Source organism: Streptomyces sp. SCL15-4, from assembly GCF_033366695.1.
Taxonomy (GTDB): domain Bacteria; phylum Actinomycetota; class Actinomycetes; order Streptomycetales; family Streptomycetaceae; genus Streptomyces.
This window is the reverse complement of sequence record NZ_JAOBTQ010000001.1, coordinates 4,524,913-4,551,040: the sequence shown is the minus strand read 5'-3', so window position 1 is coordinate 4,551,040 and position 26,128 is coordinate 4,524,913. Positions and strand designations below refer to the sequence as shown.

General features: G+C 72.4%; 19 protein-coding genes, 1 tRNA gene and 1 riboswitch. Of the genes, 12 read left to right on the top strand and 8 right to left on the bottom strand.

Translation table 11 applies throughout. The features are described 5' to 3' along the window. Position 1: 1 nt before the first annotated feature. Entirely contained in the window at positions 2 to 3,289 is a 3,288-nt protein-coding gene (locus tag SCK26_RS20030) for a BTAD domain-containing putative transcriptional regulator (protein ID WP_318202672.1), read from the bottom strand. Positions 3,290 to 3,471: 182 nt separating this feature from the next. Then, entirely contained in the window at positions 3,472 to 5,547 is a 2,076-nt protein-coding gene (locus tag SCK26_RS20025) for an asparagine synthase-related protein (RefSeq protein WP_318202671.1), read from the bottom strand. Between the two features lie 710 nt (positions 5,548 to 6,257). Here SCK26_RS20025 and SCK26_RS20020 point away from each other — a divergent pair. From SCK26_RS20020 to SCK26_RS20005, 4 genes are all read left to right on the top strand, one after another. Further along, on the top strand, positions 6,258 to 7,682 hold the full coding sequence (locus tag SCK26_RS20020; RefSeq protein WP_318202670.1) for an MFS transporter: 1,425 nt from the start codon (positions 6,258 to 6,260) through the stop codon (positions 7,680 to 7,682). A 112-nt stretch (positions 7,683 to 7,794) separates the two neighbouring features. After that, positions 7,795 to 9,006 (top strand): L-2-hydroxyglutarate oxidase, encoded by a 1,212-nt coding sequence (gene lhgO, locus SCK26_RS20015; protein ID WP_318202669.1) that lies wholly within the window; start codon positions 7,795 to 7,797, stop codon positions 9,004 to 9,006. A 30-nt stretch (positions 9,007 to 9,036) separates the two neighbouring features. Further along, complete coding sequence (gene trmB / locus SCK26_RS20010; protein ID WP_412080762.1) at positions 9,037 to 9,852, top strand: tRNA (guanosine(46)-N7)-methyltransferase TrmB; 816 nt, start codon at positions 9,037 to 9,039, stop codon at positions 9,850 to 9,852. Between the two features lie 174 nt (positions 9,853 to 10,026). Further along, positions 10,027 to 11,322, top strand: coding sequence for a PrsW family intramembrane metalloprotease (locus SCK26_RS20005; RefSeq protein WP_412080761.1), 1,296 nt, complete (start codon positions 10,027 to 10,029; stop codon positions 11,320 to 11,322). Positions 11,323 to 11,365: 43 nt separating this feature from the next. On the opposite strand, the gene SCK26_RS20000 is transcribed toward SCK26_RS20005, so the two are convergent. Together SCK26_RS20000 and SCK26_RS19995 are read right to left on the bottom strand one after the other, a co-directional pair. After that, the gene (locus tag SCK26_RS20000) at positions 11,366 to 12,310 is read right to left on the bottom strand and encodes an aldo/keto reductase (protein ID WP_318202668.1); all 945 of its coding nucleotides are present in this window, start codon (positions 12,308 to 12,310) and stop codon (positions 11,366 to 11,368) included. A gap of 75 nt (positions 12,311 to 12,385) precedes the next feature. Then, a complete protein-coding gene (locus SCK26_RS19995) occupies positions 12,386 to 13,447 on the bottom strand; it encodes a M23 family metallopeptidase (RefSeq protein WP_318202667.1) in 1,062 nt (353 codons plus the stop codon). Between the two features lie 7 nt (positions 13,448 to 13,454). Further along, positions 13,455 to 13,625: riboswitch (cyclic di-AMP (ydaO/yuaA leader) on the bottom strand. Between the two features lie 320 nt (positions 13,626 to 13,945). On the opposite strand from SCK26_RS19995, the gene SCK26_RS19990 reads away from it, so the two are divergent. Further along, positions 13,946 to 14,019, top strand: a tRNA-Met gene (locus tag SCK26_RS19990). Positions 14,020 to 14,096: 77 nt separating this feature from the next. Here SCK26_RS19990 and SCK26_RS19985 read toward each other — a convergent pair. Next, a complete protein-coding gene (locus tag SCK26_RS19985) occupies positions 14,097 to 15,227 on the bottom strand; it encodes a dihydrofolate reductase family protein (RefSeq protein WP_318202666.1) in 1,131 nt (376 codons plus the stop codon). A gap of 83 nt (positions 15,228 to 15,310) precedes the next feature. On the opposite strand from SCK26_RS19985, the gene SCK26_RS19980 reads away from it, so the two are divergent. The 5 genes from SCK26_RS19980 to SCK26_RS19960 all read left to right on the top strand — a co-directional run bounded on the left by SCK26_RS19980 (position 15,311) and on the right by SCK26_RS19960 (position 22,400). Further along, complete coding sequence (locus SCK26_RS19980; protein ID WP_318202665.1) at positions 15,311 to 15,820, top strand: MarR family transcriptional regulator; 510 nt, start codon at positions 15,311 to 15,313, stop codon at positions 15,818 to 15,820. Between the two features lie 106 nt (positions 15,821 to 15,926). Then, complete coding sequence (locus tag SCK26_RS19975; protein WP_318202664.1) at positions 15,927 to 16,562, top strand: GTP cyclohydrolase II; 636 nt, start codon at positions 15,927 to 15,929, stop codon at positions 16,560 to 16,562. A gap of 497 nt (positions 16,563 to 17,059) precedes the next feature. Further along, positions 17,060 to 19,735 (top strand): DEAD/DEAH box helicase family protein, encoded by a 2,676-nt coding sequence (locus SCK26_RS19970; RefSeq protein ID WP_318202663.1) that lies wholly within the window; start codon positions 17,060 to 17,062, stop codon positions 19,733 to 19,735. Continuing rightward, entirely contained in the window at positions 19,732 to 21,156 is a 1,425-nt protein-coding gene (locus tag SCK26_RS19965) for a class I SAM-dependent DNA methyltransferase (RefSeq protein WP_318202662.1), read from the top strand. The genes SCK26_RS19970 and SCK26_RS19965 overlap by 4 nt, the downstream gene beginning before the upstream one ends. After that, positions 21,153 to 22,400 carry a restriction endonuclease subunit S gene (locus SCK26_RS19960; protein WP_318202661.1) on the top strand — a complete coding sequence of 416 codons (1,248 nt, stop codon included), beginning with the start codon at positions 21,153 to 21,155 and terminating at the stop codon, positions 22,398 to 22,400. Before SCK26_RS19965 ends, SCK26_RS19960 begins: the two co-directional genes overlap by 4 nt. Positions 22,401 to 22,758: 358 nt before the next feature. On the opposite strand, the gene xerC is transcribed toward SCK26_RS19960, so the two are convergent. The 3 genes from xerC to SCK26_RS19945 all read right to left on the bottom strand — a co-directional run bounded on the left by xerC (position 22,759) and on the right by SCK26_RS19945 (position 25,239). Beyond that, a complete protein-coding gene (gene xerC / locus SCK26_RS19955; protein WP_318202660.1) occupies positions 22,759 to 24,402 on the bottom strand; it encodes a site-specific integrase in 1,644 nt (547 codons plus the stop codon). A gap of 5 nt (positions 24,403 to 24,407) precedes the next feature. Then, a complete protein-coding gene (locus tag SCK26_RS19950; protein ID WP_318202659.1) occupies positions 24,408 to 24,638 on the bottom strand; it encodes a hypothetical protein in 231 nt (76 codons plus the stop codon). Positions 24,639 to 24,807: 169 nt separating this feature from the next. Next, complete coding sequence (locus tag SCK26_RS19945; RefSeq protein WP_318206051.1) at positions 24,808 to 25,239, bottom strand: helix-turn-helix transcriptional regulator; 432 nt, start codon at positions 25,237 to 25,239, stop codon at positions 24,808 to 24,810. A gap of 289 nt (positions 25,240 to 25,528) precedes the next feature. Between SCK26_RS19945 and SCK26_RS19940 the strand changes: the two genes are divergently transcribed. Together SCK26_RS19940 and SCK26_RS19935 are read left to right on the top strand one after the other, a co-directional pair. After that, on the top strand, positions 25,529 to 25,816 hold the full coding sequence (locus tag SCK26_RS19940; RefSeq protein ID WP_318202658.1) for a helix-turn-helix domain-containing protein: 288 nt from the start codon (positions 25,529 to 25,531) through the stop codon (positions 25,814 to 25,816). Then, positions 25,813 to 26,127, top strand: a complete 315-nt coding sequence (locus SCK26_RS19935; RefSeq protein ID WP_318202657.1) for a hypothetical protein — start codon at positions 25,813 to 25,815, stop codon at positions 26,125 to 26,127. The genes SCK26_RS19940 and SCK26_RS19935 overlap by 4 nt, the downstream gene beginning before the upstream one ends. Position 26,128 lies beyond the last annotated feature (1 nt).

Below are 26,128 nucleotides of genomic sequence, written 5' to 3'. Positions count from 1 at the left end.
TTCACGCGCCGGCCGTACGGCTCGCCGCCGGCACCGCCGCCAGGTCCCGCAGGACGTCCGCCACGCCCATGGAGGCGCCGCGGGCGCACTCGGCGGCGTAGCGGTCGGGCGGGAGGGCCGCGCGGGCGTCGGCGTGCGCCCGGGCGGCCTCGCCGCGCTCCGGCGCGGGCCGGGGGATGCCCTCGCGCCAGCCGTCGGCGGCGGTGAACAGCCGGACGGCGCCCGGCAGATCGCCGCTCCGGGCCAGCAGACAGGCCGCCGCGTCCACCAGGCCGGCCGTGACCGCCTCGGCGCAGCGGCTGTCCACGGCCTCGCGCAGGGCCGTCGCCAGGATGCGCAGCCCCTCGGCCGTGCCGGACTCGTCGGCGACGACGTACGCCTCGACCATGCGCTGGGCCGCCAGGAACTGCGGGGGCGCGGTGCCGCCGTTCCCGACCAGCGCGCGGGACGCCTCGTACAGCGCGCGGGCGCGGCCGGTGTCGCCGTCGCTCAGGGCGAGGTGGGCGCGCAGCAGCAGCACGAAGGCCCGGGATTCCGGCACCGCGTACCGGTCGGCGGCCGACTCCGCCTCGTCCAGGGCCGCCAGCGCGCCGTTCCGGTCGCCGCAGCGGTAGGAGATCTCGGCGAGCCGGGCGATCAGGAACGGCGCCTCGGCGTACGCGCCGACCTCGTGGGCGAGGCGCAGCGCCTCGGCGTACTCGGCGCGTGCCTCGTCGAACCGGCCGCGCGCCATGGCCGCCTCGCCGGCCGCGCTGCACACCTGGGCGCCCGTCCAGCGGTCGCCGACGCGCCGGCCGAGTCGCCGCAGCTCGGCCAGGTCCTCGTCCACGCCCTGGAGGTTGCCCGAGGAGTCGACGGCCACATGCGCGCGGTACATCAGGGCGACCGCGATCTCCCAGTCGCCGCCGTACTCGCGGGCGTTGGCGACGGACTCCGACAGGCTCGGGCGGACGTCGGCGGGGCTGCCCAGGTAGTAGGTGGTCAGCGGCCAGAGGATGCCCGGGAAGCGGGCGGCCGCGGGGCCGCCGCGCTCGTAGGCGGCCCGCACGCGCGCCACGTACTCCGGGGTCCGCTCGTCGCCCGCGAGGTGGTCGGCGCTCGACTCGGAGGTCAGGAACAGGTCGAGCATGCGCAGGTCGGTCCGCAGCTCGGCCAGCGGGTGGCCGGCGTGGCCGGCGGGCTCGGCGAGGAAGGCGCCCACCGGGTCGGCGGACTCCACGCGGGCCACCAGCTCGCCGGGCGGCGCGTCCGCCGGCAGGGTGTCCAGGGCGGCGCCCAGGCGGAGCACCAGCCGCACCCAGGCCACCGCCTCCTGGCGGTGGCTGCGCAGCCACCAGAACCAGCCGATGGCCAGCACCAGGGCGCCCGCTCCGGCCTCGTCGCCCGCGCGGACCGCGCGGTCCAGGGCGGCGCGGATGTTGTCCAGCTCGGTCTCCAGGCGGGTGAACCAGGGCAGTTGGGCCGCCGACCGCAGCTGCGGCTCGGCCTCCTCCACCAGCGCGCGCACCCAGGCACGGTGGCGGCGCTCGGCCGCCGCGCGCAGTCCGGGGACCTCGGCGGCGCGCTCGGTGGCGTACTCGTGGATGGTCTCCAGCATGCGGTAGCGCATGCCGGTCCCGGTCCCGGTGCCGTCCGGGTCGTACGGGGCGGCGACCACGAGGGACTTGTCGACCAGCGCGCCGAGCAGGTCCGCCGCGGGACCGGTGCACACGGCCTCGGCCGCCGCGAGGTCCCAGCCGCCGGCGAACACCGACACCTCGCGCAGCACCGTCCGCTCGTCCTCCTCCAGCAGCTCCCAGGACCAGTCGACGACCGCGCGCAGGGTCTGCTGGCGGGGCAGGACGGTGCGGCTGCCGGAGGTGAGCAGGCGGAAGCGGTCGTCCAGGCGGTCGGCGATCTGCCGCGGGGTCAGCAGCCGGAGCCGGGCGGCGGCCAGCTCGATGGCGAGCGGCAGCCCGTCCAGGCGGCGGCAGATCTCCGCGACGGCCTCGGTGTCGCCGAGCACCGCGTCCGCGTCCGGGCGGACGGTCCGCGCGCGCTCGGCGAAGAGGCGGTGCGCCTGCTCCGGGACGAGCGGCTCGACCGGGCGCACCGACTCTCCGGGCACGCCCAGCGGTTCCCGGCTGGTGGCGAGGATCGTGAGCCCCGGGCAGCGGGTGAGGAGGGTCTCGGCGAGGGCGGCGGCGGCGCCGATGACGTGTTCGCAGTTGTCGAGGACCAGGAGGTGGGCGCGCGGGGCGCAGTACTCGATCAGCAGGGCCGTGGGGTCGGTCTGCGGGGTGCCCAGCTCGTTGGCCAGCAGCACCGTCTCGCGCAGGCCGAGCGCGCTGACCACGGCGGCGGGGACCGCCTCCGGCCTCTCCAGCGGCGCCAGCTCCACCAGCCAGGCCGAGGGGTGGGCGGCGGCGGCCTCCTCGGCGAGGCGGGTCTTTCCGGAGCCGCCGGGTCCGGTGAGCGTCACCAGGCGGGTCTCGCGCAGGTCGCGGCGGATGGCCGCCAGCTCCGGTTCCCGGCCGACGAAGGAGGTCAGCCGGGGGCGGAGGTTGCCGGTGCGCCGGGGCGGGCGCGGGGGCGCCGGGGCGGCGGCGGGGGGCTCCTCGCCGAGCAGCGACGCGTGCAGCTCGCGGAGTTCGCGGCCCGGGTCGGTGCCGAGGGCGTCGGCGAGGGTGCGGCGGGCGGACTCGTAGGCGGCGAGGGCGTCGGCGGTGCGGCCGGTGTCGCGCAGGGCGCGGATGAGCAGGACGCGCAGCGGCTCGTCGTAGGGGTGGGCGGCGGTCAGTTCCCGCAGCTCCGGGACGGCCTCCTGGGCGCGGCCGAGGTCGAGGGCGGCGGCGGCGCGGGCGCGGGCCGCCTCCAGGCGCAGGGCCTCGGGACGGGCGGCGGCGGTGCGGTCGGGGAGGTCGGCGAGGGCGGGGCCGTACCAGAGGGACAGGGCCTCGGTGAGGACGCGGTGGGCGGTGGCCGCGTCACCGGCGGCGAGGGCGGCGGTGCCGGCGCGGGTGAGCCGCTCGAAGACGTGGAGGTCCACGTCGTCCTTGCCGGCTTCGAGGCGGTAGCCGCCCTGGACGGAGGTGACGGTGTCCCTGCCGAGGGTGCGGCGGAGCCGGCCGACCAGGGCCTGGAGGGCGGCGGGGGCGTCCTGGGGCGGGTCGTCCGCCCAGATCTCGTCGATGAGGGTGCCGGGGGTGACGGTACGGCCGGCCCGCAGGGCCAGAGCGGCGACCAGCGTGCGCAGCCGTCGCCCGCCGATGGGTACGGGAGCCCCCCGGTCGTCCGCTGCTTGGGTCACGCCCAGGATTCTGTACCGCACCCGGTCATTGTGGCGGGCTGCGGTGACAGCGGGCACGGGGGTTTCGCACCGGTGCGGCCGGCCGGGCGGAGCCGGAGGCGCGGGAACCGCGCGGCCGGCCCCGCCACGGCCCGCGGCCGGACACCGGTCCGGCCCGCCCCGCACCGCGCCTGCCCGCCGGCTCACGCTCCCGGCGCCAGCGCGCCGCGCCTCGGCTGGATCCCCGCGGGGACCGCTCGGGAACGGGACGGCGTGCCCGTCCAGCACGTGCCGCGGCGGGCGAGGAGGCGCCGCAGCCACAGTTCGAGGGAGACGAGGTCGGCGAGGCCGTCCAGGGGCAGGGGCTCGCCCGCCGCGCCGCCCCGCAGGGCCGCGCGCACGACGCGGGCCTCCACCAGGCCGGCGTCGGCCAGCAGGGGCGTGGCGAAGAGGTCCAGGAGCGGGTCGGCCGCGGCCCGCAGCCCCGCGCGCGCGGCCGCCGCCGAGGAGGCGTGGGACGGGGTGCCCCAGCCGGGCGGCAGGTCGGTGACACCGGCGCCCTCCAGGACCGTCCGCAGGACGGCCGCGCGGGCGCCGGGCCGGACGCGCAGGGCCTCGGGAAGGGCGCGGCAGGCGCGGACGACCTGGTTGTCGAGGAAGGGCGCGTGCAGCCGCTGGGAGCGGATCTCCGCGGCCTGCTCCAGGACACGGAGGTCGGCGGCGTGCCGGGCGAGCGCCGCCCGCGCGCGGTAGTCGCCGGGCCGCAGGGCGCCGCTTCCGGAGCGGTCGGCCTCCGCCTGGAGGAGAACCGATACTTCGGCCAGCGCCTCTCCCGTCAGCCATCGCGCGGCGGGCCCGGGCCCGGCCCAGGCGAGTGCGGCGAGGGACGCGTCGGCCGCTCCCCGGGGCTCGTCGAAGCGGCGCCGCATCAGCCGCTCGGCCAGCGCCTCCAGTCCCGCCCGGTAGGGGGTGCGGGCCAGCTTCCGGGCCGCGCCGTACACGCGCGCGGGGACGAACACCGAGCCGTCGGCGCGGGCGAGCGCGGCGACCGGCCGGACCAGGTGGCGCCGCCGGCGGTCCACCAGGAGGTCGGCGAGCCGGGCGGGGTGGGCGTCCAGCACCTGGCGGGCGCCGTGGCCGGTGAAGTGGTCCGCGCTGCCGGCGGCGAGCCGCGCGCGGTGCCGGGCCGCCTGGACGAGGCAGGGGCCGGGTTCGTCGGTGAGGGGGACGTCGAGGTCGGCGTACGGCAGGGTCTCCTCGCCGCCGGTGACCACGACGTGGTGCAGTCGGGGGCCCGCGGCCAGGGCGCCCGCGCGCTCGAGTTCGGCCTCGCGGCCGGGCACGGCCAGGTCGTTGAAGGTGACGGCGAGCAGGCGCTCGCCCGCGCCGGTGCGGTGGCCGAGGAGCGTGCCGGGACGGCCGGGCAGCCCGGCGGCCAGCAGCGCGAGGGTGCCGGAGGCGGGCCCGCCGGACAGGTCGGCGCCGACGCCGGGCACCGGCATCCCGCGGGCGGCGCGCCGCTCGGCCGGTCCCATGCCGGGCACCGGTCCGGGGTCCAGGTCGGGCACGTGCCGGGGGGCCGCCAGCCGGGTGCGGACCGCCTCCACCAGGGCGTCCCGTACGGCGTCCACGGCGTGGCCGGCATCGGCGGGAGGAGCGGACACGGCGAGGGAGGCGACCGGCTCGTACCCGGCGATCTCGCGCGCCCCGGCGCGCAGCACCAGGGCGTGCCCCGGCGGAACGCGCCGTACGCCGTCGTAGGGAGTGGTGTCGCGCAGCGCGGCCGGCACGTCCGGGGCGGCGAGCAGGGCGGCGAGGTGGGTGAAGTCGAGGTTGGCCTCGACGAGGTCGGCCAGGGGCAGCGCGGCGGTGGCGTAGGCGGTGCCGCCGGACCAGGGGGTGTAGAAGACCGGCCGGGCGCCCGCGAGGTCGCCGCAGACGGTGATGCGGCGGCCGGCCCGGACCACGGCCGTGTAGCTGCCGGACCAGGTGGTCAGGTGGCGCACCGCGCCCCCGCGCGCCGTGAACAGGCCACGCCGCAGTTCCTCGTCGGTGGCGCCGCAGATGCCGAGGACGGCGATCCGGTGCTCCGGGTCGGCGTGCACCACGCGGATCTCGTCCGGGCGCCAGTCGCCGACCGCCCACAGCGGGTCCGGGTCGCCCCACAGGAGCTGGGAGCCGACCGGTTGCAGGGTTTCGCCGTCGTATCCGACGGCCCCCGCCGAACCGATCCCGGCGGCGCCCGCGGCGGTGCTGCTCCACCCCACCAACCACCGCATCGACGCCTCCACAGGCTGTGGACCACCAGTGCACCGCACGAACGGCCCCATGCTGCCATGAAGAACACGTCCGGGAGGTGCGGCGCGGCCGCCTCGGACCGCGGGACGCCGACGGTGCGGGCCAAGGGAGTTGACGAGTGGACGGCCGGCGCGGCGGCGACCGGGCCCCCACGGGCGCGACACGAATGCGCCCCTAATGCGCTCCCCCAAAACCCGTTTCGCGCCCCCAAGTTGCATGGTCGCGAGGGAATTTCACCACACGAATGGGGGATGTTTTTCAGCCAAATCCGTGACAGCGCGACGAAATTGAGCACGCTCCGTACAGGCCTGCGGAGCGCCTGAGGGCTTACACACACGCACGGTCCGGGAGGCGGATGACGCCTCCCGGACCGGTCCGCCACCCGCGGGGATGAAGGCGGCGGTGTCCCCCAGCCCACTGGATCCAGTACAGCGGGCCGACCCACGCACGACCATGGAATCGCTCCCCCGATGGCCGGAGAAGAGCGCACGGGCGGGCGCACGGCCACACGTGCGGGGGCACGTGGCGACAGCCCGCGCACGCTGCGTAAAGGGCCGCGCGGACGCACCGACCACAATCCCGCCATCCGGAACATTGCCCCTTAACGCTTGGGATGCGGCGAACTACGCTGGGTTTACGAATGCCGCATGGTTATGCCAGCGCGGCAGCCGTCTGTGTCGAGGGGTGGCGCATGTCCAGGGAGCAACGCGGGCCGAACGAAAAGCTCGGCGCCGTTCTCGCCCTCGCGGGAATCAGCAACGCCGGACTCGCCCGGCGCGTCAACGACCTTGGCGCCCAGCGCGGGCTGACGCTTCGCTACGACAAGACGTCGGTGGCGCGCTGGGTGTCGAAGGGCATGGTGCCCCAGGGTGCCGCGCCGCACCTGATCGCCGCCGCCATCGGCCAGAAGCTCGGCCGTCCCGTGCCGCTGCACGAGATCGGCCTGGCGGACGCGGACCCCGCGCCCGAGGTGGGCCTCGCCTTCCCCAGGGACGTGGCCCAGGCGGTGAAGTCGGCCACCGAGCTGTACCGCCTCGACCTGGCCGGCCGCCGGGCCGGTTCCGGCGGCATCTGGCAGTCCCTCGCCGGATCGTTCGCAGTGAGCGCGTACGCAACGCCCGCCTCGCGCTGGCTGATAACCCCCGCCGACAGCTCGGTCGCGCGGGAGGCGGGCGCCGCCGAGGGCTCCGGCGCACCGCTCAAAGTCGGCCACAGCGATGTGCAGAAGCTGCGGGAGGCCGCCGAGGACGCCCGGCGCTGGGACTCCAAATACGGCGGCGGCGACTGGCGTTCGTCGATGGTGCCGGAGTGCCTGCGGGTGGAGGCGGCACCGCTGCTGCTCGGCTCCTACTCCGACGAGGTGGGCCGCGCCCTGTTCGGCGCCTCGGCCGAACTCACCCGGCTCGCGGGCTGGATGGCCTTCGACACCGGACAGCAGGAGGCCGCGCAGCGCTACTACATCCAGGCGCTGCGCCTCGCGCGCGCGGCGGCGGACGTCCCCCTCGGAGGCTATGTCCTCGCCTCCATGTCGTTGCAGGCCACCTACCGTGGCTTCGGCGACGAGGGCGTGGACCTCGCGCAGGCCGCGCTGGAGCGGAACCGGGGCCTGGCCACCGCCCGCACCATGAGCTTCTTCCGGCTGGTCGAGGCGCGGGCGCACGCGCGCGCCGGTGACGCGCAGGCGGCCGGCACCGCGCTGAAGGCGGCGGAGAGCTGGCTGGAGCGCTCCCGGCCCGGCGACAACGACCCCTCCTGGCTGGGTTTCTACGGATACGACCGGTTCGCCGCGGACGCCGCGGAGTGCTACCGGGACCTGAAGGCGCCCCGGCAGGTGCGGCGGTTCACCGAGCACGCCTTGTCGAAGCCGACGGAGGAGTTCGTGCGGTCGCACGGGCTGCGGCTGGTGGTGTCGGCCGTCGCCGAGCTGGAGTCCGGGAACCTCGACGCGGCGTGCGAGCAGGGCGTGCGGGCCGTGGAGGTGGCGGGGCGGATCTCGTCCGCCCGGACCACCGAGTACGTGAAGGACCTCCTGCACCGGCTGGAGCCGTACGGGGACGAGCCGCGGGTGGTGGAGCTGCGGGAGCGGGCCCGGCCGCTTCTGATGGCACCGGCGTAGGAGCCGCCTCCACGCGGCGGAGCCGCATGCCGCGGCCCCGCGCCGTGTCCTCCCGGCGTTTGAAGGTGCTGTCAGTGGCGCAGTGCACTATCGGGAGTGGAGGTGGTGCTCGGTGCCGGGCGGGGCGTACGACTGTGATGTGCTCGTGATCGGCGGGGGGATCGTCGGGCTGTCGGCGGCGTACGCGATCACGCGGGCGGCGCCGGGCACGCGCGTGACCGTGCTGGAGAAGGAGGACGGGCCGGCCCGGCACCAGACGGGACGCAACAGCGGGGTCATCCACAGCGGGATCTACTACCGCCCGGGCTCGCTCAAGGCGCGGTACGCGGTGCGCGGCGCCGCCGAGATGGTGAAGTTCTGCGCCGAGTACGGCGTCCCGCACGCCGTCACCGGCAAGCTGATCGTCGCCACCGAGCGGGCGGAGCTGCCGCGGCTGCACGCGCTCGTGCAGCGGGGCCGGGAGAACGGCATCCCGGTGCGGGAGCTGGGACCCGCGCAGATCGCCGGGTTCGAACCGGAGGTGCGCGGCCTGGCCGCGATACACGTCGGCACGACCGGCGTGTGCGACTACGCGGGCGTGGCCCGGGAGCTGGCCCGCGCCTCCGGGTCGGAGATCCGCTACGGCGCCCGGGTCGTCCGGGTGGACCGGCGGCCGGAGCGGGGTGTGGCCGTGCGCACCGCCGCCGGGGACGTCGTGCGCGGGCGCGTGCTGGTGAACTGCGCCGGGCTGCACTGCGACGAGGTGGCGCGGCTGACCGGGGACGAGCCCGGGATGCGGATCGTGCCGTTCCGCGGGGAGTACTACGAACTGGCCCGGCCCGAGCTGGTGCGGGGCCTGGTGTATCCGGTGCCCGACCCGGCGTTCCCGTTCCTCGGCGTGCACCTGACCCGCGGGATCGACGGGAGCGTGCACATCGGGCCCAACGCGGTGCCGGCGCTGGCCCGCGAGGGGTACGGCTGGACGGTCCTGCGGCCCCGCGAGCTGGCCGGCACCCTGGCGTGGCCGGGCGCGTGGGCGATCGCCCGGCGGCACTGGCGGTACGGGGCGGGCGAGCTGCGCCGCTCGGTGTCCAAGGGGGCGTTCCTGGAGGCGGTGCGCAGACTGCTGCCCGGCGTGGAGGCCGGGGACCTGGTGCCGGCGCCGGCCGGGGTGCGGGCGCAGGCGGTGCTGCGCGACGGGACGCTGGTGGACGACTTCCTGATCCGGGAGGGCGCGCGGGCCGTGCACGTGCTGAACGCGCCCTCGCCCGCGGCCACCGCCTCGCTGCCGATCGGACGCGAGATCGGGCGCCGGGCGCTGGCCATGCTCCGGGCGCCGGAGTGAGCTGCCCGGACCCGTAAAATCGGCCTTACTGTGTCTGACTCCCTGAACACCCCCGCACCCCCGCCCGCCCCCGGTGACCCCGCCCGGCCCGCCCGGGCCAAGGGCGAACCGCGCTTCCCGGACGGGCCGAAGGCGGACCCCGCCGGTTCGCACTTCGAGCGGCGGATCCGGAGCTTCCAGCCGCGGCGCAGCCGGGTGACGGCCGGGCAGGCCGAGGCGTTGCGGCGGCTGTGGCCCGTGTGGGGGCTGGACATCGACGGGCAGCGGGTGATCGACCCGGCCGAGCTGTTCGGCAACGACCGTCCCGTGGTCCTGGAGATCGGGTTCGGGATGGGCGAGGCCACCGCGCGGATGGCTGCGGGCGACCCGGACACCAACATCCTCGCCGTCGACGTGCACACGCCAGGCCAGGGCAACCTGCTGGCCCTCGCCGAACGCGGCGGCCTGTCCAACGTCCGGGTGGGCAACGGCGACGCGATCATCCTGCTGCGCGAGATGCTCCGCCCGGACGCGCTGGACGGGCTGCGCGTCTACTTCCCCGACCCCTGGCCCAAGAAGCGGCACCACAAGCGGCGGCTCATCCAGCCGGAGTTCCTGACGCTCGCCGCGGCCCGGCTGAAGCCCGGCGCGCTGCTGCACTGCGCGACGGACTGGGAGCCGTACGCCGAGCAGATGCTCATGGTGCTCACCGCGCACCCGGACTTCGAGAACACCCGGCCGGACGGCGGTTTCGCGCCGCGCCCGGAGTTCCGGCCGCTGACCCGTTTCGAGGGACAGGGACTGGACAAGGGACACGTCGTGAACGATCTGCTGTTCCGGCGTGTACCGCACCGCCGGGACGGATAGCCGACCGGCGGGCCGCCGGGACCGGCGGGCCGTCCGCGCGCGGACGGTGCGCCGTGCCGGGCTCACCGTCCGCGGCGGGCGACCGCCCGCCGCTCGCGCACCGCCCGGTCCGGCGCACCGTCCGGGCCGGTCATCCGATCGGCCCCTCGTCCCGCCACCGTTAGGGTCGATGCCGTGGCCACCAGTCCTCCGTCCGCGATCTGTCCTCCGAGCCCCGGCGACGGTGTGCTCCGCCACCCGCACTGGTGGCAGCGCAGGTGGGTGCGGTACGGGGCGCCGAGCACGCTGCTGGCGCTGTCCGGGCTGGTCATCCTGGCGCTCGTGCGGCGGCAGACCGGCACGGACGGGTTCCTCGTCGGGCTCGGGCTGGCCGTGCTGCCGGTGCCCTGGCTGCTGGCCGCCTTCCGGTGGCTGGACCGGGTGGAGCCGGGCCCCTGGCGGAACCTGGTGTTCTCGTTCGCCTGGGGAGCCTGCGCGGCGGCGCTGATAGCCATCGTGGCCAACAGCTTCGCCACGGAGTGGATCGCCACCTCCACCGCCGACCCGGCGAGCGCCGACACCCTCGGCGCCACGGTGATAGCGCCGATCGTGGAGGAGTCCGCGAAGGCCGCCGCCGTACTGCTGGTCTTCCTGTTCCGCAGACGCGACTTCACCGGGATCGTGGACGGCGTGGTGATAGCGGGGATCACCGCCACCGGGTTCGCGTTCACCGAGAACATCCTCTACCTCGGCACGGCCTTCGGGACCGACCAGCTCACCGGCGACCGGGGCATCGCCTCCGTCACCGCCGCCACCTTCTTCGTGCGCATCGTGATGTCCCCGTTCGCGCATCCCCTGTTCACCGTCCTGACCGGCATCGGCTTCGGCGTCGCCGCGCTGTCCGCCGAGCGCCGGTCCGCCCGGCGGATCCTCCTGCCGGTGTGCGGACTGCTGCTCGCGATGGGCATGCACGCCCTCTGGAACGGCTCGGCCACCTTCGGGCAGTACGGGTTCCTCGCCGTGTACGGCGGCTTCATGGTGCCCGTGTTCGGGCTGGTGACCTGGCTCGCGGTCTGGACCCGGCAGCGGGAGCTGCGCCTGGTACGGACGGAGCTGCCGGCGTATGTGCTGGCCGGGTGGCTCGGGCCGGCCGAGCCGTTCGCGCTCGGATCGATGCGGGCGCGCCGGATGGCCCGGGACTACGCCCGGCACCACCACGGCCGTCCGGCGGCACGGGAGGTGGCCCGCTACGAGAGGTACGCCACCTCGCTCGCGTTCCTGCGGCGGCGCGGGCACGCCGGCAAGGCCGGAGCGGACTTCGTCCCGCGGGAGCGGGAGCTGCTGGAGGAGCTGTGGAAGCGGCGGCATCTGGCCCGGCCGGCGCTGGAGTACGCGGGCCGGGCCGCCGCCGCGGTCCCGGTGTACCGGGCGGCGGCGCCGTACGGACACCCGGCGGTGCCCTACCCCCTGTACAACCCGTACCGGACCTGACCGCGGGCGCCGGACGGAGGGACGGCACCGCCGTGGAGCGGACTCAGGCCGAGGCCTCCGTCAGCCTCGCCACTTCCTCATCCGTGAGTTCCAGCTCCGCCACGCCGAGCAGCGCGGGCAGCTGCTCCACCGTGCGGGCCGAGGCGATCGGGGCGGTGACCGTCGGCTGGGCGGCGAGCCAGGCCAGGGCGACCGTGGCGACCGGGGCCCGGCGGGCGGCGGCGACCTCGTCCAGGGCCGTCAGGACCTTCTGGCCGCGCTCGGAGGCCACGTAGTCGCCGACCCGGTCGGCGCGGGCGCTGTCGACGCTCTCGCCGGGCCGGTACTTGCCGGTCAGGAAGCCCGAGGCGAGCGCGAAGTACGGGACGACGGACAGGCCCTCGCGGGCGACGAGTTCCTGCAGCGGGCCCTCGTAGGTGTCGCGGGAGACCAGGTTGTAGTGCGGCTGGAGGGCGACATAGCGGGCGAGGCCCTCGCGGTCGGAGAACTCCAGGGACTCGCGCAGGCGCTCGGCGGTGATGTTGGAGGCGGCGATGTGCCGGACCTTGCCGGCCTTCACCAGCTCGTCCAGCGCGCCGATGATCTCCTCGACCGGCACCTCGGGCTGGTCGAAGTGGGTGTAGTAGAGGTCGATGTGGTCGGTGCCCAGGCGGCGCAGCGAGGCGTCGGCGGCGGCCTTGATGTTGGCGGCCGACAGGCCCTGGTACTCCGGGTGCTGGCTGACCTTGGTCGCGATGATCACGTCGGAGCGGTTGCCGCGGGCCTTCAGCCACGCGCCGAGGATGGTCTCCGACTCGCCGCCCTTGTTGCCGTCGGCCCAGGCCGAGTAGACGTCGGCGGTGTCGACGAAGTTGCCGCCGGCCGCGGTGTAGGCGTCGAGGACGGCGAAGGAGGCCTGCTCGTCGGCGGTCCAGCCGAAGACGTTGCCGCCGAGGCAGAGCGGGAAGACTTCAAGATCGGAGGAGCCGAGTGTACGAAGTGACGTCATACGTCATGCCAACGCCGGCGGAGGCCGATCGCATCCCGCCGCCGGCGCCGGATTCCCGCTACTCCCGGAAGGCCGTCAGGGGGTGAGGCCCTTGTCGCGCAGCCACGCCATCGGGTCGATGCCGGTGGGCGAGCCGCCGGGGTGGACTTCCAGGTGCAGGTGCGGGCCGGTGACGTTGCCGGTGGCGCCGACGCGGCCGATGACCTCGCCGGTGGCGACCTTCTGGCCGGCCGTGACGTTGATCGAGGACTGGTGGCAGAACCACAGCTCGGTGCCGTCGTCCAGGGTGAGGATGGTGCGGTAGCCGTACGCGCCGGCCATGGCCGCCTCGGTGATCGTGCCGCTGTGCACGGCCTTGATCAGGGTGCCGGTGGGCGCGGCGAAGTCGAGTCCGGTGTGGTGGCCGGAGGACCACATCGAGCCGGCCTGCCCGAAGGTCGAGGTGATCGTGTACGAGGAGGTCGGGAGCGCGTACTGCCTGGCCAGCTCGGCCAGCCGCTTCTCCTCCGCCGCCTTCTTGGCCTCGGCCTCGGCCTTCTCCGCGTCGGCCTCCGCCTTCTCCTTCGCGGCGGCGGCCTTGGCGGCGGCCTCCCGCTCGGCCTCGGCGGCGGCCCGCGCGGTCTGCTTCTCGGCGGCGACGAGCGCGGCGGCGGCCGCCCTGCTGTCGGCCTGGCCCTGCTGCTGCTCGGCCTGCGCCATGATCCGGTTGCGGAGCACCTCGCCCGCGTCGGCGCTGTCCTGGCCCGGGTCGGAGGCCACGGCGACGGTGCTGAGCGTGGTGGCCTCGGCGGCGGGCCGGTCGGCGCCGGAGCCGTCGTGGAAGAGGGAGCCGACCGAGGGCAGGTCCGGCAGGGAGATGGAGACCGGCGGCTTGCCGGTGTTGGCGCTGGCCATGCCGCCCGCGCCGACGGCGGCCATGACGCCGACGCCGAGGACGGTGGAGCTGCGCGCGAAGCCGCCGCGCTGCTTGGCAACCCGGTGCCGGCCGCGGACCGGTGCGACGGAGTCCTCGGTGGGGTTCCATTCCTCCCACGGGCCCTCGTCGGCGCGGTAGGCACCGTAGCCGAAGGTCTCGGGCTCGGACTCGCGCTGTGCCGGTATGGACGGGGCTTCGGGGACAGGCCGGTTGGACGCCACGCGGGCGTGCTCCTTTCCTTCCTCCGCCTACCGGGTTAGCTGACGGGTTCGGAGCAGGAAGGTCTCCTACGCGCGTATATCCGGTCGTGGACTCGCGTGAGTACACGACGGTATCCGCGTGATTCACCCCAGAAAGGTGGTTCCCCGGTTCCCTCGCGGGATTCGGCGCGTGCGCGCGGAGCCGCCTCTTGTGACGGCTGGGACGACCGCGCTGCGTTATCGAACGTTAATAGACTTGCCAGTCACTTTCCAAGCCGTTCGCCCCGATCAACAAGGAATTTACTGGTGAGGTTATCGGCAACTATCCCGTCAAAACGGGCAAGTTGATCGGGCCTCGGAACGGTTCAGCAGTCACTCGAGGTTTTGATGGTTACTCAGATGTTATGCGTACGGCGCTCACCTGATCACTCACCGTGACGTCCCCGGTCACCGGTTGCGGGCCCGCCGAAACCGGTGTGCGAACCATCCCGCGGATGGCGTACACTGGAGTCACAACGACGCGGGGTGGAGCAGCTCGGTAGCTCGCTGGGCTCATAACCCAGAGGTCGCAGGTTCAAATCCTGTCCCCGCTACTGAAGGCCCAGGGCCCGGAATCCCAAGGATTCCGGGCCCTGGGTGTATGTGCGCCCGGGCGCGCCCGGGCGCTCGCTCAGCCCGGCAGATGGGCGTTCGGCGCCTTGGCCAGTTCCTCCAGCTCCGGCAGGACGACGACCCGTACGCCCGCCGCGCTCAGCACGCCCGCTCCGTCGGCCGCCGTGACGAAGGTGTCGGGCTCCCGCCAGGCGGTGACCACCCGGCGCACTCCCGCCCGCAGGATCAGCTCGGCACAGGGCGCCGGCCGGGAGGCGCGGCGGGTGCACGGCTCCAGGCTGGAGTACACGGTGGCGCCGGCGAGGCGCGGGTCGGCGGGATCGGTCTTCGCGAGCGCCGCCTCCTCGGCGTGCACCACCGCGTCGCCGCCCTCGCGCGAGTGGCCCCGGGCCAGTTCCGTGCCGTCGGCGGCGACCACGACCGCGCCGACGCTGAACGCCGTCCGCGACGGCGGGCACAGGGCCGCCAGCTCGCAGGCGGTGCGCAGCCAGTGGCGGTCGGCGGCGGTGGCGGCGGCCGTGCCGGGGGCCGTGGGGGCGTAGCGCATGAGGACGACGTCCTCGATCCGGCGGGTGTCCAGCAGGCGCAGGCGTCCCTCTTGGTAGGCACCGGGCCCGAACAGCCGCGGGGCCGCCGGGTCGCCGACGAGCAGCGGGGCGAGAACCAGCTGGAGTTCGTCGGCGAGGCCCTCCGCCAGGAGCTGGGTGTGGACCGTGCCACCGCCCTCGACCATCAGCCGCTCCACCCCGCGCACGTCGTGCAGGTGCTCCAGCAGGGCCCGCCAGTCCAGCGCGGGACCGAGCGGGACCACGTCGGCGATGTTCCCGAGGAGGCGCGAGGCCCGTACGGCGCCGGAGTCGGTGGTGTAGACGAGCTTGTCGCCGCCGGTGTGCCAGAAGCGCGCCGCCGGGTCGAGGTCGCCGGAGCCGGTGACCGTGACCTTCAGCGGATACGCCGGCCGGCCCGCCGCGCGCCGGGCCGCGCGCCGCTCGGCGGAGTTGACCAGCAGACGGGGGTTGTCGGCGCGGATCGTGCCGGCACCGACGAGGATGGCGTCGGCCGAGGCCCGCACCTCGTCGACCCGGTCGAAGTCGGCCGGGCCGGACAGCAGGAGCCGTTCGGGGCCCGTGTCGTCCAGATAGCCGTCGAGGGAGACGGCGGCGGACAGCAGCACGTACGGCAGGGGCATCGGCGCTCTCTCTTCCGGAGGCGGGCGGCGAGGCGGGCCCGCGACAGCTTGGTTCAATTTTTGAACAAACCTACACTGGCGGCATGACGACCCGCTGGCTCACTCCGGAGGAGCAGCGCGCCTGGCGCGCCTACATCGCCGCCTCCCGCCTCCTGGAGGACGCGATCGACCGGCAGCTCCAGCAGGACGGCGGCATGCCGCACCTGTTCTACTCGGTGCTGGCCAACCTCTCCGACGCGCCCGGGCGGCGGCTGCGCATGACCGATCTCGCCGAGGCGCTGAAGATCACCCGCAGCCGGCTGACGTACGTCGTGAACCGGCTGGAGCGGGACGGCCTGGTGCGCCGGGAGAACTGCGCCGAGGACAAACGCGCCTCGCTCGCGGTGCTGACGGAGGAGGGGACGGCCGTGCTGGAGCGGACGGCGCCCGGGCACGTCGAGACGGTCCGCGCGCTGCTGTTCGACCGGCTCACCGCGGAGCAGGTGGGGCAGCTGGAGGCGATCTGTACGGGGATCGCGCACGGGCTGCAGGGCGAGGGGACCGCGGCGGGCGGGGGCGACGTTCCCTGGCGGCGCCGCTCGTCCTGCTCCTGACCTGGTCCGGTCCCGGCGAGGACGATTGCTTTAACTTTTAAGCATGGGGTAGGGTCCCCGCGAGCCACTGCTTCAAATCTGAAGCATCTGTCCCGGAGGGATCCGCATGCCCGACCTCCCCGCCGCCACCCCGCGCGCCCGCGTCCGGGTACCGCTGCGCTTCGCCGACGGCTACGGCGCCGACGCGGACCTCGTCACCTTCCACGGCCTCACCGACGGCCGGGAGCACCTCGCCCTCGTCCTGGGCGAGCCCGGCCCGGTGCCGCTGGTGCGGCTGCACTCCGAGTGCCTGACCGGCGACGTCTTCGGCTCCGCCCGCTGCGACTGCGGCCCGCAGCTGCGCGAGGCGGTCGAGCTGATCGCCGGCCGCGGCGGGGTCCTGCTCTACCTCCGCCAGGAGGGCCGGGGCATCGGCCTCTACAACAAGCTCGACGCGTACGCCCTCCAGGACGACGGGCTCGACACCTACGAGGCGAACGCCGCCCTCGGCCTCCCGGAGGACGCCCGCGACTACACGGCCGCCGCCCAGATGCTCACCGCCCTCGGCGTCACGGAGCTGGACCTGCTGTCCAACAACCCCGACAAGGCGGGCCAGTTGCGCGCGCTGGGCCTCACCGTCCGGGACCGGGTGCCCACCGGCGTCTTCACCACCGCCCACAACATCCGCTACCTGCGCGCCAAGGCCCTCCAGACCCGGCACACCCTCACACTGACCGAACCGACGGAGGCGACAGCGGGCTGACGGGCCGGTGGGATCAGGCGTGGCGTCGGGCCGGGAGTCGCAGCGCGGCCGGTACGGCGAGGGCGAGCGTCGGTGCCCTCCGGGCGTACCGGGCGGCGAACCCGGGCCCCGGGCGGGGAGGTGGGGGGTCGGCAGCGTAACCGGCGATCGGACGGTGGGACCCAGGGCCGGACGGCATGCGTCGCCGGTCGCCCCATGAGTGAGCCGCTTCCGCCTCACGCGCCCTGGGGACACCGGCCGACCGCTTCCGCTCCGCGCCTCACGGACACCGGCCGGCCGCTTCCGCCCGTCCCGGTGGTCCCGTCGCCCGGTTGCCGTCCACCGCACCGGCCAACTCCCCGGCGCCCTCCGCGTCCTCGCGTCCCGGCCTCCTTCTTTCCTCGGACCGGCTGTCAGTCCCCCTCTTTACAGTGGGACACGAGAATCACCCGGCCGGTCGGCAAGGGCTACGGGTGGCGTTTCGAGCGGCCCGGGGTGGGCGGATCATGGAGGCTGCCATGGAGAGTGAAGCCGCGACGCGCAAGCGCCGGATCGACCCGAAGCTGGAAGCGGCGGGCTGGAAGGTGACGCCGTATCAGCCGTCGTACACCGCCTCTCCGCCTCCGGCCTCCGCGGTCGAGGAATGGCCGACCGCCGCCGGTCCCGCCGACTACGCCCTCACCGACGACGGGGCGGTCCGCGGCGTCGTCGAGGCCAAGAGGGTCACGGTGGGACCGCAGGGCGTGCTGACCCAGGCCGAGCGCTACTCGCGGGGCATGGCGGACGGCCCGCTCATCCGCGGTGAGTTCGGCGTGCCGTTCCTGTACTCCACCAACGGCGAGCAGATCCACTTCCACGACGTGCGCCGGCAGCGGAACCGTTCGCGGCGGGTCTCCGCCTTCCACACGCCGTCCGCGCTCGCCGAGTTCCTCAACCGGGACGCCGACGCGGAGCTCGCGGCGCTGCGCGCCCTGCCGTTCCCCCAGCGGCTCCGTCCCTACCAGGTGGAGGCCAACGAGGCCGTCGAGCAGGCGATCGCCGAGGGCAAGCGCAAGATGCTCCTCGCGATGGCCACCGGCACCGGCAAGACGCTGACGACCGTCAACCAGGTCTACCGCCTGATGAAGTCCGGTGTCGCCCGGCGCGTGCTCTTCCTGGTGGACCGGCGCGCGCTCGCGGCCCAGACCGTGCGGGAGTTCGCGTCCTTCGAAGCCGAGCCGGGCATGAAGTTCGACAAGATCTACCCGGTCTACTCCCAGGCCCTCCGACGGGAGGACGTCGCGGACGACCTCGCGTTCGACTTCAACGTCATGCCCGCTTCCCTGCTGACGGACCCGAAGCTGGGTGACGCCTTCGTCTACGTCACCACCATCCAGCGGATGTCCATGAACCTCTTCGGCGGGGAGCGGGCCCTGCGGTTCGGCGACGAGGAGAGCGACGCCGATGTCGAGCAGCTGGACATCCCCATCCACACGTTCGACCTGATCGTCGCGGACGAGTGCCACCGGGGCTACTCGGCGAAGGAGCGCGCCGTCTGGCGGGACACCCTCGACCACTTCGACGCCGTCAAGATCGGCCTGACCGCCACTCCGGCCGCGCACACCATGGCGTACTTCGAGCACATGGTCTACCGCTACGAGTACGAACGGGCCGTGCGCGAAGGGCACCTGGTCGACTACGACGTGGTGAAAATACGCTCTGACGTCCGCATCAACGGAGTGTTCCTGCACGCGGGCGAGCAGGTCGACCAGATCGACCCGCGGACCGGCACCAAGCAGCTCGACCTGCTGGAGGACGAACGGCGGTTCGACGCCGAAGAGGTGGAGCGCAAGGTCACCGCGCCCGACTCCAACCGCAAGATCCTCCAGGAGCTCAAGCACTACACGGACGAGTTCGAGGCCGCGCACGGCCGCTTCCCGAAGACGTTGATCTTCGCCCACAACGACATCGCCCACATCTCGCACGCCGACCAGCTCGTGGAGATGGCCCGGGAGATCTTCGACCGCGGCGAGGACTTCGCCGTCAAGATCACCGGCCGGGTCGACCGCCCGCTCCAGCGGATCCGGGAGTTCCGGAACCGGCCGAGGCCCGGGATCGCCGTGACGGTGGACCTGCTGACCACGGGCGTGGACATCCCGGACCTGGAGTTCCTGGTCTTCCTGCGCCCCGTGAAGTCCCGCATCCTCTTCGAGCAGATGCTGGGACGGGGCACGCGGAAGGGAGGCGCGCAGGCTCCGGACAAGGATCATTTCGTCGTGTTCGACTGCTTCGACGGCAGTCTCATGGAGTACTTCAAGAACACGACCGGAATCACCGCCGAACCGGCCGAGAGCGACAACAAGTCCACCCGTCAGATAATTGCCGATATCTGGCAGAACAAGGACCGCGACCACAACGTCCGCCGTCTGGTCAAGCGACTCCAGCGGATCGCCAAGTCGATGAGCGGCGAGGGATACGAGGCGTTCGCCGCTTTCCTTCCCGACGGCGATATCGCGGACTGGGCGGCGAAGCTTCCCGTTCTTCTGCGCACCTCTTTCGTCGGCACCATGAAGATCCTCCGGGATGCGGCCTTCCAGGATCTGCTGGAGAACTATCCGCGGGGTGTGAAGACGTTCCTGGTGGCCGGCGGTGCCGTGGACGACGTCCGTTCGGAATGGCTCATCCGGGGCGCCGCCGGACGGGAGTACCGGCCGGCGGACTATCTGGTGGCGTTCAGCGAGTACGTCCGCAAGGAGAGCGAAACCCTCGAGGCGTTCTCGGTGCTGCTCAAGAGCCCGCGCGACTGGAGCCCCCGTGTCCTGACCGATCTGCGCGACGTGCTCAGCCGGACGCCCGAGCACTTCACCGAAGCCAATCTGGAGCGCGCCTTCCGTGCCACGTACGGCAAGGCCCTCGTGGACATCATCTCCATGGTGAAGCGCGCCGCGCGCGACGACGCCCCGCTGCTGACCGCGCAGGAACGAGTCGCCTCGGCGGTGGCCAAGGTGACCGGCGGCCGCACGCTCACCCCGGAACAGCGCCAGTGGATGGACTACATTGAACAGCACCTGGTCGAGAACCTGTCGATCGATCGCGAGGACTTCGATCTCATCCCGATCCTGTCGGCTCCCGGGGGCTGGAGGCGCGCCCGTCGCGTCTTCGACGACCTGTCCGAACTGCTTGAGCATCTGAACGAGGAGCTTGCCGCCGTATGACCGACGTCGTTGGAAAACTCTGGGGCTATGCCTCGACGCTTCGCCACGACGGTGTCGACTACGGCGACTACATCGAGCAGCTGACCTATCTGCTGTTCCTCAAAATGGCCGACGAACAGGAACTCAAGCTTCCCAGGAAAACGGACTGGCCGCATCTGCGCCGGCAGTCCGGCATGGAGCTGATCGAGACCTACGAGAACGCCCTGCGGACGCTCGGAAAGCAGCCCGGTATTCTCGGCGACATTTTCTCCGGCTCCCAGAACCGGCTGGCGAATCCCGCGGCGCTGTCCCGGCTGATCAAGGTGATCGACGAGACCGACTGGACCAGCCTCGACGTCGACGTCAAGGCGGCCGCGTTCGAAGGGCTGCTGGAGAAATCCGCCGCCGAGGGAAAGAAGGGCGCAGGACAGTACTTCACCCCGCGCCCGCTGATCCGCTCGATGGTGCGGCTCATGCGGCCGGACCCGCGCACCAACCGGCAGCTGACGATCAGCGATCCCGCGTGCGGCACGGGCGGCTTCCTCGTCGCGGCGTACGAATGGCTGAAGGACCAGACCGGTGGCGCGCTGGACCGGGCCACCGCGAAGCGGGTGAAGACCGCCACGTACTACGGCCACGAACTGGTCGCCCGGCCGCGCCGGCTGGCGCTCATGAACTTGTACCTCCACCAGGTGGAGCCGCACATCACGCTCGGGAACTCCATCGAGGAGGCGCCCACGGACCGGCGCTTCGACGTGGTGCTGACCAACCCGCCCTTCGGCAACCGCGGCGCCAACAACATCCCGGTCCGCGAGGACTTCACCGTGGAGACCTCGAACAAGCAGCTCAACTTCCTCCAGCACGTCCTCACGATCCTGAAGCCGGGAGGCCGCGCCGCCGTGGTCGTCCCGGACAACGTCCTGTTCGCCGACAAGGCGGGCGAGGTGTTCAAGATCCTCATGGAGGACGCGGACGTCCACACCGTCCTGCGCTGCCCGAGGGGAACGTTCAACCCCTACACTCCGGGGACGAAGACGAACGTCATCTTCTTCACGAAGGGGCGCCCGACCAGCAGGGTGTGGCTGTACGACGCCCGCGCCAACGTCCCCTCCATCACCAAGCGTTCCCGCCCGCTCACCGACGCCCACTTCGCCGAGTTCGAGCGCTGCTACGGCTCGGACCCCCACGGCCAGTCCCCGCGGAGCGAGACGGATTCGCCCGAGGGGCGCTGGCGCGCGTTCGGCATCGAGCAGGTCAAGAAGGCCGACTACAAGCTCGACAGCTACGCATTCAAGTGGATGCGCGACGAGGAGACCGACGAGCTCGAAGACGCTCCCGAGCCGGCTGACCTCATCGCCGACGCGTTGACGGAACTCAAGCTGGCGGTCGGGCACATCGCCGCGCTGCAGAAGCTCTTCGGCGACGAAGGAGCCCGCGCGTGACCGGCTGGCCGCTGACCGCGATCGGCGAAGTGGCGCGCATCAACCCGCCCAAGCCCAAGTACCAGGAGCTGCGGGACGAGGACCCCGTCGGCTTCGTGCCGATGGCCGCCGTGGACGAGACCTCCGGCGAGATCTCCGGGGTGGAGGAACGGCCCCTCGGCGCCCTGCGCGCCAAGAGCTACCGGACCTTCGCCCCCGGTGACGTCCTCTTCGCCAAGATCACTCCGTGCATGGAGAACGGCAAGTCGGCCGTCGTGCCGGAGCTGCCGAACGGCCATGGTTTCGGCTCGACCGAATTCCACGTGCTGCGCCCCGGCCCGGCGGTCGACGCCCGGTACCTGTGGAACTTCGTGCGCCAGAAGTCGTACCGGACCGAGGCCGAGGCCCATATGACCGGGTCCGTCGGCCAGGCGCGCGTCCCGGCGGGCTTCCTGCGGGACACGGAGATCCCGCTGCCGTCCCTCGACGAGCAGCTCCGGATCGTCGAGCACCTGCGGCTGGTCAACCACCACGCCAAGGCAGCCGCCGGGCGGCTGGCCGCGGCCCGGCGCATCATCGAGGGCGCCACCCGCTCGCTGTACTCCTCGGCCTCCACCGGCCGCCTCACCGAGGACTGGCGGCGCGCACACACCGAAGGCCCCGACGCGGACCTGCCCGCCGGCTGGGAGCAGGTGCGCGTCAAGGACATCACCGAGTGCCTGGACCGCATGCGCAAGCCGGTCAACAACACCGAGCGCGCCAAGCGCCCGGGCTCCGTCCCGTACTACGGCGCGAACGGGCAGGTCGGCTGGATCGACGAGGCGCTCTTCGACGAGCCGCTCGTCCTCGTCGTGGAGGACGAGACGTTCACCGGCCGCACCAAGCCCTTCTCCTACCTGATCACGGGCCCCTCCTGGGTGAACAACCACGCCCACGTGCTGCGCCCGAAGAACGGGATCACACCGGCCGCGCTCAACATCCTGCTGTCCTTCTACGACTTCATCCCGCTGACGTCGGGGTCGACCGGGCGCCGGAAGCTGACCCAGAAGTCGCTCATGGACGCGCGGCTGGCGCTGCCCCCGCCCGCGGAGCAGGAGGAGATCGCGCGCCGGGTCGACGAGGCCCTGACGAGCATGACGCGCGTCACCGAGCACCTGGACCACGTGAACCGGACCCTGAACCGCACCGCCCAGGCGGCAGCGACCCGCGCCTTCCAGGGCGCCCCGATCCCCTCTCCGGAGGACGGGCAGCGGGGCCAGGCCTGACCGCACAGCCGGACGCCCGAGCCGACCGAAGCCGACCCGGGCGTTCCACCGCAGGTCAAAGGCCATAAGGCCACCCGCGAACCGTAGGCCCTGTGGGACTCGAACCCACAACCAATGGATTAAAAGTCTGGTGAGCCCTCAAGGCGTCTCGTGCCGCGTAGTACCGGCACACCATCCGCCATGCCGTCTTCCCCAGGTCAGGGGCGTTTAGCGTTCGTTCACCACACCCGCTTCGCCGTGTCTCGTGCCGCCTCGTACCGTGTTCTTATGTGGCTTCCGGGCCAGCACGGGGCCAGCAGGAAGGCCCCCGACCCGCAGGTCAGAGGCCCTTTCTCTGGTATCAAGTCTACGCCGAGGCCTACCCGTCATCAGTGCTGGCCCGTAGCGTGGAGGCGTCATATTCAGCGTCTGCTGGCTGCGACGCTGTTACTCCCGGCCCCTGCCTCGGTCCAGAGCCCGCGGCAGGGGCCGGTCCAGTCCCACGGCGCGCCCGCGGCACGGCGGCCGCCGCCCGCTCCGTCAGCCCTTCCTCGTACTCCTGGAAGAGGCTCATGTACGTGTCGGCGGTGAGCACGATCGTGGAGTGCCTGAGTTTCTTGCTGGCGTCGTCAATGTCACCGCCGCCGGCCTTCACCAGCGCGGCCGCGCCATGTCGGAGGTCGCGCAGGTTGATGGGCGGCAGGTCTGCCAGCTCCACCAGGCGCCGGAACTCCTTGCTGACCACATCTGGGTGCAGCCAGGCGCCTGTCTCCGTCGTGAAGATTTTTCCGGTCTCTGTCCAAGCCGCCCCGGCCGCCTGACGCTCTGCTTCCTGGCGGGCCCGGTGCTCGCGCAGTACAGCCACGGTCCCCTGGTCGAGCGTCACGGAGGCCATGGAGGAGTCCGTCTTGGGCACCGTCTCCACGGGCTCCCAGCCCTCCACCACGATCTCGGTGAGCACATCGATCCGGGCGGGTCTGGCGTCCAGGTGCACGTTCGACCAGTCAGCGCCGACCCCTTCACCACGGCGCAGGCCGTGGTGCGCGACGAGGTGATAGAAGGCGTACAACCGGCTGTTGTCCTCGGCGACGTCCAGGAAAGCCCCAAGCTGCTCAGGGCTCCACACCATCACGGGGCTGGGCTTTTTGCCGGTCTCGCGCCAGCGTTCGACTCGTTCGGCGGTCCAAAGCAGGCCCTTGGGGCGCGCGCTGGAGCCCAGCTCGACGTGGCTGGCGGCGTTGAAGGTGATGAGCTGCTGGGCGATCGCGGCATTCAGCGCGGTGCGCAGGGTGCGGCGGATCGCGTGCCGTGTCGCGGGCCCGTTTGCCTTCCGGTACGGCTTCATCTCGGCGAGCTTCGCGCGCTCAGCGGCCAGGCGCTCGCGCTCCTTGGCCGGTGGCCGTCCCGGCTTCGTCCACTTCGCTCGCGCTGCCTGCTCGCGACGGGCGGCGTTCTCAGCACGGATGACGTCGCTCTCGTCGGCGATCGCGTCGAACATCTCCTGGACGTGGCCGACGGTCAGGCGGTCGAGACGGTAGTGCCCGAGGCGAGGCCGCAGGTGAACCCGGATGTGCGAGGAATAGCCGCGGTTCGTCGTGGGCCGGGTTTTCTTACTGGCCATCCACCGGTCAAGCCATTCGCCGACCGTAGTGGTGCCGTCGAGCGGGATGCCCACGCCGAGGCGGCGCTGGACTTCAGCGGCCTTGGGGATGGCCGCGCGGCGCTTCGCGATATCCGCGAGTAGGTCGCCTACGCGCTGCTGCTCCGTAGGGTCATCGCCGGGGAGGTCGAGGATGGCCTGCAGGCGGGAGAGGTCGCCCTGGGCCTCCGTCACACTTTCGTACCCGGTGCGCCGGAACGTTCTGCGCTTCCCCTCGGCGTCCGGCGGCAGTTCCTGGCGGATCGCCGGCGCACCATGGTTCTTGCGCTTCAACTTGGGACACTTCTGCCCCAGCAGCTTGCCGTCATCATCGCGGCACTCGCATCGACGGTAGACGCTTCCGGCCCGGCGAGCTGACGGCATCGGCACTACTCCTTCCGCTCGGGCGGCTTTTCATTGTCGGTGATGGTCGCCAGTCCCACGCCGAGTACGTGCCTCGCGGCTTCGTTCAGCCCGTCGAGCATGCGCTGGGTCATCTCGCCGGGTCGGCACGCGAACGCGAGGCCGTATCGTGTCTTGATTGGCACTATCACTTCGCCGTCCGGTACCTCATCACTGAAGAAGTACCAGGCTCGCGCCTGCTGGCGCTGTGACTCCATGCAGCCTCCCCCATCCTTCCGGCATGTGCCCGCACTTGCGTTCGATCTAAACCCATCGACCAGCACATTTGCGGTCAATGGCGTCCGGACATGATCGCACCACGGACAACAGATCTCTACACTGCGCTGACTCTAACTACAGGGAGTCACGTTTAGGGGAATGATCGATTCAACTTGCGCTCGGGTCGTCCGGCGGGACGAGAGTGTCGATGAGGCGAAGCAGGCGGTCACGCTGCTCAGCCGGGAGGCGATCTAGCTTGTGCACGTAGGCCTTGGCCTCGGTGGAGCCGCTCACCAGCGGATCCACCCCGAAGAACTGTGCGCCGGCAGCGTCTTGCAGCTGCTCAAGTGGCAGATCGCACGCGGCACGCAAGGCTCGCAGCTCGGGTAGCTGCGGAGGGATCACCGACTCCCCGGTCTCCAAGCGATAGATCCAGCCACGCGTGACGCTCGTGCCAGTCACCGGATCTACGGACCTTGTCGCGAATTCCTTCAAGCTCAGCCTCAGCTCCGCCCTCCGGGCCCTGATCAAGTCCGCGAACTGCGTGCGGCGTTCGGGACTGCCGGGCCCTCGTGTCGCTTGATCGTTATGCGCCGCCATGGGGATCATCCTGCCACTCCTGGGTCGAGGTATGCGCTGTGATCGTTCAGCTACGCCCTTGGAGCCGTCGATGGATATGCGCTGGTCATTGTCCATTGTCGTTCCACTCACTGGACGGATTGTTCAGTAGGCGAGTCACGTTCGCCAGCCCGCCCCCTTCCATTGACCAAAAACTAGGCCAACCCTGACCGCTCCGTTCAGCACGCTGGACAGGACGTTCAGCTCGTGTGATGCTCTTGGTCATCGCCGTTCAGCGCGATGAACGAACCGTCCCATGAGGTGAACGCACATGTCCGCGCACACTCCGCCCACCATGTACGCCGTCGCCAGCAGCGACCGGCTGAAGATGCTGATGGAGCGCACTGGCACTGGCCATGCCATCACCAGCCGCGGCCTCGCAGAGGCCGCCGGCATCGCGAACGGCACGATCGGCGCCCTCATGTCCGGTGCTCAGCGCACTGTGCCCGAGGCCAAAGCCAAGGCCATCGCCGCTGCCCTCGGCATCGACCTCTTGGTGCTGTTCATACCGATGGAGAGGGCGGGCCGGACCTTCATCGTCGCGCAGGGCGCCGTATGACGACCGCCGCTCCACTCTCTCTGGAGCAGGTTCGCCAGCTCCCCGCCATGCCGACCGCGCTGCAGGCCTTCGCCGCCTTGAACATCGGCGAAACGCTCGGCTACGACCTGATCAAGGCGGGCGAGTTCCCCATCGAGGTCGTGCGGTTCGGGCGCGCGTTCCGAGTCCGCAAGACGGACCTCCTGGCCTTTCTCGGCCTACCCGCTGTTGTCGAGGTCCAGTCGGCAACAGCCACCGATGACGACGGCGCCCCCGGGGTCCAGCCGGAAGCGCCGTCCGAGCAGTCCGCACCCACTCACGCCAGCAAGTAAG